Source organism: Niastella koreensis GR20-10 (assembly GCF_000246855.1).
GTDB lineage: Bacteria > Bacteroidota > Bacteroidia > Chitinophagales > Chitinophagaceae > Niastella > Niastella koreensis.
The window spans coordinates 4070421-4084371 of record NC_016609.1 but is presented as its reverse complement, the minus strand read 5'-3'; the positions used below and the strand labels follow the sequence as shown (position 1 = coordinate 4084371).

Sequence of the window (13951 nt, the reverse complement as noted above, 5' to 3'; positions counted from 1 at the left end):
GTAAGTGCAAGAGCCAATGCGAACCTTACAGGTCTTTTATAGTATTTTTAGTGCCTCTTTAAAACTTTTTAATTAAGTTCAGGCTTATGAATTACTTTAAAAGATCGGTTTGTGTTTTGATAATGACCGGTTTCTTACTGACAGGCTGTTTCGGACAGCAAAAAATAAAGGACAACTCCTCTTTCAAACCAGGCGCTGTATGGCTGGATGAAAGTGGCGAAGTGATCAATGCACATGGAGGCGGCATGTTGTATGTGAATGGAAGGTATTATTGGTTTGGTGAGAAAAGAGGAAAGCGGGCGTCTGAAGGAGTGAGTGTTTATTCGTCAAAAGATCTGTACCATTGGAATTCTGAAGGCCTTGCATTGGCGCCGTCGGCAGATACCACCAACGATCTCGCTTCAGGTTGCCTGATGGAAAGGCCCAAAGTGATCTACAATGCAAAAACAAAAAAATATGTAATGTGGTTTCACCTGGAGTTAAGGGGGCAGGGGTACAAGGCTGCAAGAGCAGGTGTTGCTGTCAGCGATAAAGTAACAGGTCCTTATACGTTTTTAAACAGCTTCCGCCCCAATGATAATATGTCAAGGGATATGACCCTTTTTGTGGATGACGATGGCAAAGCGTATCATATTTATTCCTCCCGGGAAAACTATGATCTGCGAATAGTGCAATTGAGCGATGATTATACCACTGCTACCACAAAAGATAAAATGTTGTTCAGCGAACACCGGGAAGCGCCAGCCATTTTCAAATACAATAAAAAATATTATCTCATAACCAGTGGTTGTACGGGTTGGGCGCCTAATAAGGCGAGCATTCATGTGGCAGATTCGCTGTTCGGCAACTGGGTGTCTGCAGGAAATCCATTACATGGCCCGGGCGCCGATTCAACCTATGGCGGACAATCTACTTATATACTTCCTGTTGCGGGAAAGCCATCTTCTTTCATTTTTATTGCCGATAAATGGAACCCACATGACTTAATGGACAGCCGCTATTTGTGGTTGCCCATTGAATATAAAGACGGAATGCCGTTTATTGACTGGAAAACTGAATGGGGGTGGGACGCGCAGCAGTTTACAAAAAAACCGGTGCATAGCTTTCAACTGGCAGATTCGGCTTTTTTGCTGGATGGGCAGCCTTTCCAGATCATCTCAGGTGAAATGCACTACCCCAGGGTGCCACGTGAAGCATGGCGCGACCGGATGCGAAAGGCAAAGGCCATGGGATTGAATACCATTGGTACATATGTCTTCTGGAATTTGCATGAACCCCAAAAAGGGAAATATGATTTCTCCGGTAACAATGATATTGCTGCATTTGTAAAAACAGCGCAGGAGGAAGGTTTGTGGGTGATCCTTCGGCCCAGCCCATACGTATGTGCAGAATGGGAGTTTGGCGGGTATCCATACTGGCTTCAGAATATCAAAGGCCTGGAAGTGAGAAGTAAGGAACCGCAATACCTGCAGGCCTATAAAAATTACATCATGCAGGTGGGAAAACAACTGGCGCCATTACAGGTTAACCATGGCGGAAATATTTTAATGGTGCAGGTTGAAAATGAATACGGCGCTTATGGAAGCGATAGAGAATACCTGGACATCAATCGAAGGCTGTTTATTGAAGCCGGTTTTGATGGCTTACTTTATACCTGCGATCCTGAACCTTTTTTGGCAAAGGGAAACCTGCCCGGCAAGCTGTTTACTTCCATCAATGGCCTGGATAAACCGGCACGGATCAAACAACTGATCAAACAAAACAATGAAGGGAAGGGGCCGTACTTTGTCGCTGAATGGTATCCTGCCTGGTTCGACTGGTGGGGAACACAGCATCATAAGGTTCCGGCAGAAAAATATACCCCGGGACTGGATTCGGTTTTATCCGCAGGAATGTCCGTCAATATGTACATGTTTCATGGCGGCACTACCAGGGATTTTATGAATGGCGCTAATTACAACGATCAAAACCCTTATGAGCCGCAGATCAGCAGTTATGATTATGATGCGCCGTTGGACGAAGCAGGCAATCCTACCCATAAGTTTATGGAGTTCCGGAATGTAATTCAGAAACATTTGCCTGCCGGCCGCACCCTGCCGGAGGTTCCAGCTGCAAAACCCACCATTACCATTCCTGCTATCAGTTTTACCAGTACCACCAGTTTGTTTGATGTATTGCCCGGTGCAACCACCAATGCCACCCCATTGACATTTGAGGAGTTGAACCAGGCGTATGGATTTGTGCTGTACCGCACAACGATCGATGGCGGGCGTGAAGGCGCTTTAAAAATAAAAGACCTGCGCGATTATGGACTCGTTTTCATCAATGGAAAACGCATAAGTGTTTTAGACCGGAGGTTGAAACAGGATAGCATATGGCTTAAGCTTCCGGATGAAAAAATACAACTGGATATCCTGGTGGAGAACCTGGGCAGAATTAATTATGGACCTTATCTCTTAAAAAATAAAAAAGGGATTACCGAAGGTGTAAGCTTTAATGGAAAGGAATTAACTGGTTGGCAAATGTTCAAACTGCCTTTTAATGATCTTAACTCTGTAGCCCTGAAAAACAGCAAAACCCTTTCAGGGGCGCCTGTGCTTAAAAAAGGGACCTTCAGCCTGCAAACCGTTGGTGATACCTACCTTAACCTGGGCAATTGGGGCAAAGGCGTGGTGTGGGTGAACGGACATAACCTGGGACGATATTGGAACATTGGTCCGCAGCAAACCCTGTATGTTCCTGTAGAGTGGTTGAAGAAAGGCGGGAATGAAATTATTGTGTTGGAGTTATTGAAGCCGGAACAGTCACAGTTACAGGCAGTCGATAAACCAATATTGGATAAACTGTAAGGATTTACCCCTGAAAATTACCAAAATGCACCCGCTTTTTTCATAGAGATTAGTTGAGATTTGTGCTGCCTGTTAATTTATATAATTCCAGGGAAGCTACCATTCAACTAATCAAAAAGCCATTATGAAAAAAGTAAATCTAATCGTTATTGTCTTACTGGCTGTTGCGGTGAGCACATCCTGTAAGCGAACACTGGAACAACAAACACCAAACGGTGAAACAACCAAAGCAACAACTGAACTAAGCTGGGAAACACTCCTTCCCACCACCTCATTTAATTCTTACAGCACCTATTGGAATGACCTGTATCCATGGGGATCAGATCATAATGGATCGGCCCGCATGAGAACGCAGAATATTGCCACTTCCGGGGGAGTCCTTACCATGACCGCCTACCCCGGAACGGTTAGCGATAAGGCAAGCATTCACTATTTTTCCGGTACCTGTTATGCAAAACAACAGGTTACCGTAAGCGCGTCATATCCCAAATGGCGGGTGTCTGGTGAGTTCCAGAACCCTTCGGTAAAAGGTACCTGGCCGGCGCTCTGGTTAAACGGCGCTAACCAGTGGCCGCCCGAAAGTGACATTATGGAATTTAAAGGAAGCACCACCTGCTGGACAAACACCTATAAAAATGAAAATGGCCAGTGGTCAAGTGTTGGAACCGTGATCTCCGGGCCGGCTAACTGGCATACTTACACCGCCTATTTAACAAGAATTGGCACCACCAGCAACGTGAGTATCGAATACTGGATAGATGGCACCAAAGTGTCAACACAAACCGGTCAAAACTTCGTTAATGAACCGCTTAACCTGATTATCGATCTGCAGATGGAAGGTTCATCCGGTACGCCTGGCCCAACAGGAAATACGGTGATGAAGGCGAGAAACGTTACCATTCAAAGAAGCGCCACCTTATAAAATAAAATATCAGCTTCCCTGTTATACAATTTAATTCAGGTTAAGCCAGGCCTTATGATAAGGGCCTGGCTTTTTGGGGTTTTCACGGATCTAATTATGTAAGTGTTATTTTTTGAAGGGAGAGGTCATTAAATAGCCAACTTTATGATGCTTGTCCTCGTTGAATTCATCGAGCCCATATTGAATTTGATGTGGCTGCATTTTACCCCAGGTACCAAATATGCGGTCCCAAAAAGTAAATACATCCCCATAATGTGAATCTGTTTGAGTCCTTTCTTTGGAATGATGGATCTTGTGCCATCCGGGTGTTGCGATTACCAAACTGAGTATACGTTCCAGCTTGCCCGGGAATTTTACATTGCTGTGCTGCATGATCAGTAAGGGAATGGCGATGGTTCCATAAATTACAAAGGAAGTCATGGATAACCCGATCAGGGCCGTTCCTATGCACTGATAAATGCATTGGGCAACGATCACATCTACAGGATGAAACCTCAATGAGGAGGATACATTAAGATGGGAGTCTGAATGGTGTACCCGGTGAAACCGCCACAGGAAACCTATTTTATGTTGGAGGTTATGTGTAAGATAGCTGCCGAAATCGAACAACAGGATGCCCAATAAAATTTCCACCCAGGCAGGCAGTGATAATAGATTTAACAATCCCCAGTGAAATTTAGCCGTCAACTCAATGGTCAGCACAACCAGCGTGCCCAGGAACGCATTTAAAAGAAAGGTGAGAATAGATATAATGAAATTTCGCCGGTAATGCCGTTTCCGGTTGGCTGGTCGTTGCAGGTACGGAAAAATATTTTCGATGCTATACATTAAAATAAACATCCCTATGAGCATGATAGGTTGCAGTGTTTCCAATAATTCGATCATACATTTTCTTTTAGGATACACGGAGGTGTCCTAAAGTTCGATTTCAGGGAAAGTTTTTTTAAGAAAAGTCACTTATTATTCCTCTTGCTGCGTGATAAAGTCGCATCCTGGTCAGTTTACCCTTGTTCCGTAAAAAGGTCAGGTAGGAGTTAGGCGGGCAATGGGAAGGGTGTTCAGGGCTGTTTTCAAAAGAAACCTTCAGCAATGTCAGATCGCCGCTTGTAATACAACTTTCCACAGTTGCCAGCCGGCTGCCATGCTTCATATCATCCCATACACTTTCTACAAAAATGTTTTTTCCAACAACTTGTTTCCCGCTGGTGAACACTATATTAAGATCATCCGATATGTGATTGAAAAAATCAGTCAACAGGTTGGGATGCCGGTAACCACCCGGACAAACTTCCTGGTAATATTCATTCCAGTACATCGAGGAGTTGAATTCATCGGAGCCCGGATCAAACTGCTGGTTCAGCAGGTTTGCCAGTTTCTTTTTGCTATCGTTTAGCCGGCTACGGACTGTGCCAACGGGTACACCGGTTATCGCAGCGATGTCACAATAAGAAGTATACTCACTCAGGTACCTGAGCATAACGGTTTGACGTAAATGCACAGGCAGGCTTGATAAAACGGTATATAGTTTGTCCCGCTCGGCAACCTGTTCAAACTTACTTTCAATACTTTCCTGGATCAGTTTATCGCTTACCGGTAATGATTCTGTCAGCAGGATGCGCCGGTCATGTCGAAGCGCCTGGTAACAGGAATTCATAACGATCCGTTTTAACCAGGGTAGAAATGCTTCTGAATCCCGAAGCTGGTGAATATTTGTATAAGCTGCGATCCAGGCATCCTGCACTGCGTCTTCCGCAGCAGCTGTATTCCCACAAATTTTTAGTGCAATGGCCCGTGCATGAGCGTTGTAACGATAAAACAATTCATTGAAGTTGGCCCTGTTTTCCGATTGGAATGATTGTTTAATAGTTTTCATCCGTCCGCAATTTCGGAAAATGCAGTGTTAACTAGTGTTAACCCAGATAAGGAATTCATCATGCGCTTCTTTTCAAAATGCAGGGTGTTTTCGGTATTTTTAAACTTTTATAACAATTGTCGCAATGTATCCCAAAAGCACCTTTGGCTATGACCTTGAATTTTTTCAACATTACCATAAAGATCTCATTGTGCTTGGGGATGGTTCTTCAGGTGCAGCAGTGATCGTTCTGCCAGCTTACCAGGGCAGGGTAATGACCAGCACTACAGGCGGTATGAACGGCAAAAGTTTTGGCTGGGTGAACCACGACCTGATCGCTTCCGGTAAACGGGTAGAACATATGAATGCCTTTGGCGGCGAAGAACGGGTATGGCTTGGCCCGGAAGGAGGTCAGTTCTCTGTATTTTTCAAAAAGGATACTGAGTTTACATTCAACAACTGGTTCGTACCCGCAGCATTAGATACCGAGCCATTTAACGTGGTAAGCACTTCTTCGACTCACGCAAGTTTTAACAGGGCTATACAGCTTGAAAATTATTCCGGCAACGTATTGGACTTTGAAATAAACAGGACCATCAGACTGATGGAGAATAAAAGTATTGAAGATCTATTGGGAGTTGACATTCCTGACAGTATAAAATACGTTGGTTTTGAATCGGAGAACGGTCTTACCAATACCGGTAACCATGCCTGGGATAAAACAACCGGCATGTTGTCGATCTGGATCCTTTGTATGTTGAACGCCTCTGATGATACCCATGTGGCCATTCCTTATAAAAAAGGTGATCCATCAGCATTGGGAAAAATTGTAACAGACGATTACTTTGGCAAAGTGCCTGCCGAAAGATTGCAAGTATCAGATGGACTTATCTTATTTAAAGCAGATGCCAATTACCGGAGTAAAATTGGCATTTCGCCATTAAGGGCATTGCCATTGGCCATCGGTTACGATGCCACCAACCTGGTTTTAACAGTCACCCGCTTTTCATTGCCCGAAGAAGTGACCGATTATGTTAATTCATTGTGGCAACTACAGGATGATCCTTTTGCCGGCGACGCCGTAAATGCCTATAATGATGGTCCGATAAACGGCAGCCAGATGGGCCGGTTTTATGAGGTGGAAAGTTCTTCCCCAGCCGCCGCGCTTGGGCCCGGACAGTCTATTGTACACCGCAATGCAGTCATTCATTTTACAGGTTCTAAAGAAGACCTAAATACAATCTCCATGCAATTATTGGATCTGCCTGTAGATGCCATTTCCCTGGGATAAAAGATCAGTAACGATCAGCATGACAATTTTTCGCCATTCCAACCAGTAGTGCGAAGAAATTGTTCCCAATTGAGGGTGTGGGGGTTTATTTGCCGGCTCCACAGCAGGTCGCGGTTGTTGCTGAAATAACCATACTCAACGGCATATGCTACCATCCCTATAATTTCACGCACGAGCATTTCATTTGAACTGAAATCCGGAAAATGATAAAGTAACTCCTCCTGCGTGAAGGCAGACGTGTATTCAGCCTTCCTGCCTGTAACCTGCATGAAGGTGTCCACCATCTCTTGCGGCGAGATCAGATCGCCAATTACCGGCAGGGACATGCCTGCATACTTATCCGGATTAGAGAAGATCTCCAAAACAGCTGGTCCAGTAGCAGTAAGCGGATCAACAAATGGCGCCCGGAAATCTTTGGGTAAATAAATGGGGAATACAAGTGTATCGCCTTTCATCGCAGGCGGATAGAATTCCATCAGGTTCGTATAAAAGAAAGCCATGTAAATAAACGAGCTTGTTACCGGCAGCGTACGAATATATGCTTCAATGTTGGCCTTGTCGGTAAAATGCGGGGCAAACAAAATTCCGCCTGAGATCTTATCTACATTTTCCAGGCTGCTGAAAATAATATGACGTACGCCCGCTTCAACCGCCGCATCAGCCAACTGTTTACCCAGCTCTACTTCGTGGGTTGCGGGTGGAACAATACTGGGCGTCAGCAGGAAAACGCCATCCGAGCCACGGAAAGCTTCCACGAAAGCCTTTTTATTTCCCAGGGCAAGCGGTACACTCACCAGTTCAGCTCCTTGTGCTGCCAGGCTAAGCGCGGCTGGCGAATCAAGGCGACGGGTAAGGCCTCTTACCCGGTAACGCCCGCTCTGTAATAAAGTGTTTGCTACGCTGCGTCCCTGTTTACCTGAAATACCAACGATTGTTATGAGTGGCTTATCTTTATGTGTCATCGATCTGATTCTTTTAAACTTAAATACCTTGCTTGCTGTTATTGAGTAGCAAAACTATTTACAGTTAGACAGATCTACAATAACTATCCATTTGGATAGCTCTCTTAAATACATGTTATGGCAATAGAATGTCAAAGCGACTACATCAAAGTCAACGATAAATTATACCCTTGCACCGTAAGCCTGGCTATGGACCTGATTGGCGGAAAGTGGAAAGCTGTTATCCTGTATCATTTAAGGGATACACGTAAACGGTATAGTGAGCTTAGAAATCATCTGCCAGGAGTTACGGAAAGAACACTGAGTTTGCAATTAAAACAATTGGAAGAAGATGGGTTAATTGCCAGGCAGGTGTATGGCAAAAAGCCGCCCCTTAAAGTGGTATACAGTTTAACTGAATTTGGCAGGTCGTTCAACCCCGTACTGGATGCTATTCTTGGCTGGGGTAATCAGATAGCTACAGAAAAAGGTGAATTTGTAAACTCTCTATAATTATAACTTTTTTTATTCCGGGTTCATACAGTTAATAAATTATCATAATCCAATTTATACTAGGGTACAGCTGGCAGAAACGGGCCATTTTTGCATGGATACATGATCTGTTACCTGTGACAAAAACCCGTACCCGATGAGGATCGTTTTTCGAAAAAAAACTGTCAAAGGTTTCCTGTTTACTATTATCCTGCCTGTATTGATATTACAGGTAAATACCTGGCATCAGCCCGTTATCACCCCCATAACTTCAAAACAAACTGTTTTAGCAGAAGAAGAATTGAATATAAGCCCCATGCAGGCATCCGGTTATTCCACCATCATATGGTCATCACTCGCCAGTAGTGAACTCAATATTACCCTGCTTGATGTGGCAGGTCATACAGTGCTGAGCCGGCAATACCCTTTAAGAAAGGGGGTTAATGAATTGTTGCTTACCAACCTCGAGACTTTGCCGGCCGGCCTGTACTTTGTGAAAGCTGTTGACGGCGCCCAACACCGGAATGGGAAATTGATTGTTGATCATACACTTTAGTGACCCGGCAAACCTAATAATTGTATTTCCAACTATTACTACTCCGGGTGCTATAAATAATTAGCAACTTGCACAGACAAAGGAATGTTGCACATTTTAAAATCCAGTATCCGACTCTGATGTGCAAACTAAAGCCACAGACCCGCTCTTCGTAGCGGGTCTAATTTTTTTGTGAGGCTTGCCTCTTCCGCTCCTCATTGATGGCCTGGGGGCTATAGGAAACAAAACGTTCTCTTATGGCGTCGCCTTGCTCTTTACTCACAACACCGGTATACGCTTTTACGATGGCGCTTATGGCAAGGGTAGGGTTATCCCTGAAAATAAAATGCCCGCACCCGTAAGCTGTAATGCCCTCACGGTTAGGCTGCGCAGTGGCAAATTGCCGGTGACAGTTTCGCCACCTGGCGGCTGAAATGGAATCAGGAAAGTTCTTTTCCGCAACCAGGTCTATGACCGGGATGGTTGCCGGGAATGGCGATTTTCTCAGGAGCGCTACGGTATTTCCGAGATTGAGACCGGCGTAATAATCTGCCCAATTGTTGGTGGGTGTATGGTTCGCCCAATAATCGTTTCTCAGTTTCATCACACTGTCAACATAGGCATCCTGAAACCAGCAAACAGGATTGGCATCGAAATAAACGGCTGCTTTTACTTTTTCAGGATGTCTGGCAGCGTAGAGTGTGGCGCAGAAGCCGCCGAATGAATGCGCTATCAGAATTACGTTTTTGTCGTAGCCCAGTTTTTTCAAACCCGTCTCCAGCCCCTGAATACCTTGTAAAATACCATGTTTGTCCACATCGAGGTTACTGGTATCCAGTTCGCTTTTCCCAAAACCGGCGCGGTCATAAGTGATAAGCGTGGCGTGGGTGATGGCAGCTATTGGTTGCAGAAAGTTATCCCAAACAGTTACATCGGCCCCGGCGCCGCCTTCAAACAAAATTGGCAGTCCCTTTCCCTTTACAATGTAAAAATGGAGCCGGTAACCACCCACATCTATTAAGGTGTCAAGAGTCTGGCAATTGCCTGAATGGGCCATTAATCCTAAAAGAGTAAGTGCTGTAAGGAGGAATTTTTTCATGATCATTTTACCGGGACACATAATCATGAAAAATCCATAACCGTTAACAGTTATTTCATCTGAATTTTTCTCATTCCGACCGCAAACTCTTCACCGGGTTCGCTACTCCCACCTTGATAGATTCATAGCTCACCGTAACCCAGGCAATGAAAAGGGCTGCCACCGGCGCCAGTAAAAACACACTCCAACCCAACTGGATATGATAAGCGAAACTTTGCAGCCATTGGTTCACTGCCCACCAGGCCAGCGGAATGGCAATCACCATGGCAATAAGGATCAGGCGGGTGAAGTCTCCACTCAGCAGTCGCAGGATGTTGAACAACGAAGCGCCCAGTACCTTGCGCACGCCTATTTCTTTGGTCCTTTGTTCTGCTATGTAAGCACTCAGTCCATACAGACCGAGCCCGGAAATAAAAATGGCCAGCAACGCAAATAAATTGAAAATGCTGCCCATCTGTTGTTCCCCTTTATATTGATACGCCAGTTGCTGATCCAGAAAACCATAAGCAAAAGGATAGGAAGGCTCCAGGGATTCGCAGATCTTCCCAAGACTTTTGATGGCAGCTTCGGTAGCGCCCGGCCTCGTCTTTACTACCACAACACCGCCCCACTTGTTCAACCGCATTACCAGCGGCTCTATGGCTCGTTGAATAGGCTTGAAATTGAAGTCTGCCACTACGCCTATAATAGTGCCTTTTTGGTCCTGGAAAGAAATTTGTTGCCCCACTGCACTGGCCGGGGTCATGCCCATGGTACGTGCCGCCGTTTCATTGAGGATGAAACTGCTGCTGTCGTTGAAGGCTTTCGAGAATGCACGGCCGCCCAACATTTTCATATTAAAAATAGAAAAGAAACTTTCGCTTACATCCAGGGAGGGAAATACAACCTGTAAATGCGGGTCCTTGCCTGGCCATTTCACATCGATGGTGCCGCTGGTAGTATTGGTGGGCAGGTCAGAGGTAACGGTAAACTGGCTTGTGGCCGGGTCCTGCGCCAATGCATTATACAATGCCTGCTTTTTATTCCACAGTTGTCCCTTCATAGGCATCGACAACAGGTTTTCTTTATCGTACCCCAGGTTGCGCTGTTTGATATAGCGCAATTGATTATAAATAACGAAGGTGCCTATCAGCAAAACGATGGATACCACAAACTGTACCACCACCAGGGCATTGCGGAAGAGCCGGTTCCCGCTCAATCCACGTAAGCTGCCTTTCAATACTTTCACCGGTTGAAATCCCGAAAGGAACAGGGCCGGGTAGCTGCCCGAAAGAAAACCTGTGGCAACGGAAATGCCCACCAGGGTTGTCATCAGTTGACCATTCCAGATATGTACGATCAGTTTTTTGCCGGCCAGTTCGTTAAAAGCAGGTAACGCCAGCAATACGATGATTATGGCCACCAGTAGGGCGAAGAAGGAGATCAGCATTGCCTCACCCAAAAACTGCCCCATCAGTTGCCACCTTAATGCACCCACTACTTTACGTAAGCCTACTTCCTTTGCCCGGCGTGCCGACCGCGCTGTTGCCAGGTTCATAAAGTTGATGCAGGCCACTATCATAATAAAAATGGCCACAATAAAAAATATATTCACATACTGGATATTGCCACCACCTGCCAGTTCCATTTGCAAATTGGAATGCAGGTGAATGCTGGTCAACGGTTGCAATGTAAAATCGATCCTGATATCTTTGTTTTGCTTTTTAAAGAAATCATTCATCTGTTTTTCCAGTCCCGCGAGTGCCGCTTTACTGGCATTGAAATGATCATCAAGCTGGATATATGTGTAAAAGCTGAAATTGTTATATGGGTTCTCGGTGATCTCACGCCGCTGTTCAGGTGCAGACATGGGCTGAATAAAATCGAACTGTAAATGGGAGTTAGCAGGCACATCGGCCAGTACGCCGGTTACCACCACATTATTGTTATTGTTTTTGCGAAGCACTTTCCCAATCGGATCGTCGTGGCCAAAATACTTCGTTGCCATCTCCGCTGTGATCAGGATGGCATCAGGCCGTTGCAGGGCCGTACGCGCATCGCCTTTTACCAGCGGAAAAGAGAACACTTGTAAAAAAGTACTGTCTGCATAATACACCCTGCTTTCTTCAAACTTGCGATCGCCGGTTGCAAACAGAAAACTGTTGGGAGCCGACATCCGTACGGTATTCCTGATTGCAGGTAATATAGCCTGCACGCCACCCGCCATCCCTGCGGGGGATACCGCCGTTTTAAAATCACCGGCAGCTGAATTGACCCGGTAGATCTTTGCTGCCTGCTTATGCCATTTGTCATAACTTAACTCATGCTGTACCCACAGCAGGATAAGAATACTGGACGCCATGCCAATGGCAAGCCCTAAAATATTGATGATGGAATAGGCCTTGTACCGTAAAATACTGCGCAGGGCGATCTTGAGATAGTTTTGGAACATCAGCTGACGATTATGCCCAATGTGCCGAAAAAAGATGCCATGTTGTTAACCCGTTAGCAATTAGTTAATTACTAAACAAATAAGAATAACAATTGTCCGGTTTCGATACGTTCAGTGTCCGTTTCCTTATCTTCGGGCCTAATGAGAACGCTCACAAAAGATCAATGATGATACAAATAGTTAAGCTTGCCGGGTTGCTCCTGATGGCCCTTGTTTTGAATGGAAATGTAAATGCCCAGGAAGTATTCCCCGACGGAACGCCCATCCCGGATTGGTTCAGACAAAATACTCCCGCCGATTTAAATAAACTGGGAAAGCAGTACCGGGTTACCGACTATAACGTAAAAAACGACAGCTCAGTCGTTCAAACGCAAAAGATCCAGGCTGTCATTGACAAAGCCGCCGCCAGCGGTGGTGGCGTGGTAGTAATTCCCAAAGGAACTTTCCTGAGCGGCTCCCTGTTTTTTAAACAGGGTACCAACCTGTATCTTGAAAGCGGCGCCAGATTAAAAGGCAGCGATGATATCAGCAATTTTCCGTTGTTGATGACCCGGATGGAAGGGCAAACCCTCAAATACTTTGCGGCCCTGGTAAATGCAGATGGCCTGGATGGATTTACGATTGCAGGGAAAGGCACCATAGATGGTAATGGCTTACGTTACTGGAAGGCATTCTGGTTAAGGCGTGAGTTCAATCCCAACTGTACCAATATGGATGAAATGCGGCCAAGGCTGCTCTACGTTTCCAACAGCAAAAACGTTCAGGTATCTGGCGTAACCTGCATGAACTCGCCTTTCTGGACAACCCATTTTTATAAATGCGAAAATGTAAAGCTGCTCGGTCTTCATATCTCTTCGCCAAAAGCGCCGGTAAGGGCGCCCAGTACCGATGCGGTTGATATTGATGGCTGCAAAAACTTCCTGATCAAAAATTGTTATTTGTCGGTAAATGATGATGCGGTGGCCCTGAAGGGCGGTAAAGGCCCGTTGGCCGACAAAGATCCTAACAATGCAGCCAATGAGAACATCATCATCGAAGACTGTACGTATGGGTTCTGTCATGGCGTATTAACGCTGGGAAGCGAGTCTATTCATGACCGGAACATAATCCTGCGCCGGCTGAAAATAAACAATGCCGAGCGTTTGCTGTGGCTTAAAATGCGTCCTGATACGCCACAGGATTATGAATATGTACTGGTAGAAGATATTGAAGGCAGTGACATTGGTAACTTTCTGTTTATCCGCCCCTGGACGCAGTTCTTCGACCTCAAAGGCGAGAAAGCTACCAGAGATTCCTACAGCCGTCACATCACCATGCGCAATATTAAACTGGATTGCAATAACTTTTTTAATGTGGGGGTTGCTGAAAACCGGGCGAACGTAAATGCATTCAATTATAAGTTAAGTGATTTCACCTTTGAAAACCTGAATATAGCGGCAAAGAATAACCTGGTAATAGACACTGCGGTGGTTGAGCACTTTACCGGGAAGAATGTGGTCGTAAATGGAAAAAAGGAGTTCTGATCTAAATAAAACTGAA

General features: G+C 45.4%; 11 protein-coding genes. 6 read left to right on the top strand and 5 right to left on the bottom strand.

The genetic code is table 11. From position 1 onward, the window contains the following. Window positions 1–86 precede the first annotated feature (86 nt). Together NIAKO_RS15840 and NIAKO_RS15835 are read left to right on the top strand one after the other, a co-directional pair. Window positions 87–2849: a beta-galactosidase gene (locus NIAKO_RS15840; RefSeq protein ID WP_014219462.1), complete on the top strand. Its 2763-nt coding sequence runs from the start codon at window positions 87–89 to the stop codon at window positions 2847–2849. Between the two features lie 124 nt (window positions 2850–2973). Then, window positions 2974–3771, top strand: coding sequence for a LamG domain-containing protein (locus NIAKO_RS15835; protein WP_014219461.1), 798 nt, complete (start codon window positions 2974–2976; stop codon window positions 3769–3771). A gap of 105 nt (window positions 3772–3876) precedes the next feature. Here the strand turns inward: NIAKO_RS15835 and NIAKO_RS15830 are convergent, their stop codons facing one another. Then, a complete protein-coding gene (locus NIAKO_RS15830; protein WP_014219460.1) occupies window positions 3877–4656 on the bottom strand; it encodes a sterol desaturase family protein in 780 nt (259 codons plus the stop codon). Window positions 4657–4714: 58 nt separating this feature from the next. After that, on the bottom strand, window positions 4715–5644 hold the full coding sequence (locus NIAKO_RS36835; RefSeq protein WP_014219459.1) for an RNA polymerase sigma factor: 930 nt from the start codon (window positions 5642–5644) through the stop codon (window positions 4715–4717). Window positions 5645–5768: 124 nt separating this feature from the next. Between NIAKO_RS36835 and NIAKO_RS15820 the strand changes: the two genes are divergently transcribed. After that, the gene (locus tag NIAKO_RS15820; protein WP_014219458.1) at window positions 5769–6914 is read left to right on the top strand and encodes a DUF6786 family protein; all 1146 of its coding nucleotides are present in this window, start codon (window positions 5769–5771) and stop codon (window positions 6912–6914) included. 14 nt (window positions 6915–6928) lie between these two features. On the opposite strand, the gene NIAKO_RS15815 is transcribed toward NIAKO_RS15820, so the two are convergent. Continuing rightward, complete coding sequence (locus tag NIAKO_RS15815; protein WP_014219457.1) at window positions 6929–7876, bottom strand: NmrA/HSCARG family protein; 948 nt, start codon at window positions 7874–7876, stop codon at window positions 6929–6931. 117 nt (window positions 7877–7993) lie between these two features. Here NIAKO_RS15815 and NIAKO_RS15810 point away from each other — a divergent pair, with 117 nt between their 5' ends. Both NIAKO_RS15810 and NIAKO_RS15805 read left to right on the top strand, forming a co-directional pair. Then, a complete protein-coding gene (locus NIAKO_RS15810) occupies window positions 7994–8368 on the top strand; it encodes a winged helix-turn-helix transcriptional regulator (RefSeq protein ID WP_014219456.1) in 375 nt (124 codons plus the stop codon). Between the two features lie 136 nt (window positions 8369–8504). Continuing rightward, entirely contained in the window at window positions 8505–8903 is a 399-nt protein-coding gene (locus NIAKO_RS15805; protein WP_014219455.1) for a T9SS type A sorting domain-containing protein, read from the top strand. 160 nt (window positions 8904–9063) lie between these two features. Here the strand turns inward: NIAKO_RS15805 and NIAKO_RS15800 are convergent, their stop codons facing one another. After that, window positions 9064–9981: an alpha/beta fold hydrolase gene (locus NIAKO_RS15800; RefSeq protein ID WP_014219454.1), complete on the bottom strand. Its 918-nt coding sequence runs from the start codon at window positions 9979–9981 to the stop codon at window positions 9064–9066. A gap of 70 nt (window positions 9982–10051) precedes the next feature. Continuing rightward, window positions 10052–12412, bottom strand: coding sequence for an ABC transporter permease (locus tag NIAKO_RS15795; protein ID WP_014219453.1), 2361 nt, complete (start codon window positions 12410–12412; stop codon window positions 10052–10054). A gap of 164 nt (window positions 12413–12576) precedes the next feature. Between NIAKO_RS15795 and NIAKO_RS15790 the strand changes: the two genes are divergently transcribed. After that, window positions 12577–13935, top strand: coding sequence for a rhamnogalacturonidase (locus NIAKO_RS15790; RefSeq protein ID WP_014219452.1), 1359 nt, complete (start codon window positions 12577–12579; stop codon window positions 13933–13935). Window positions 13936–13951: the final 16 nt, after the last annotated feature.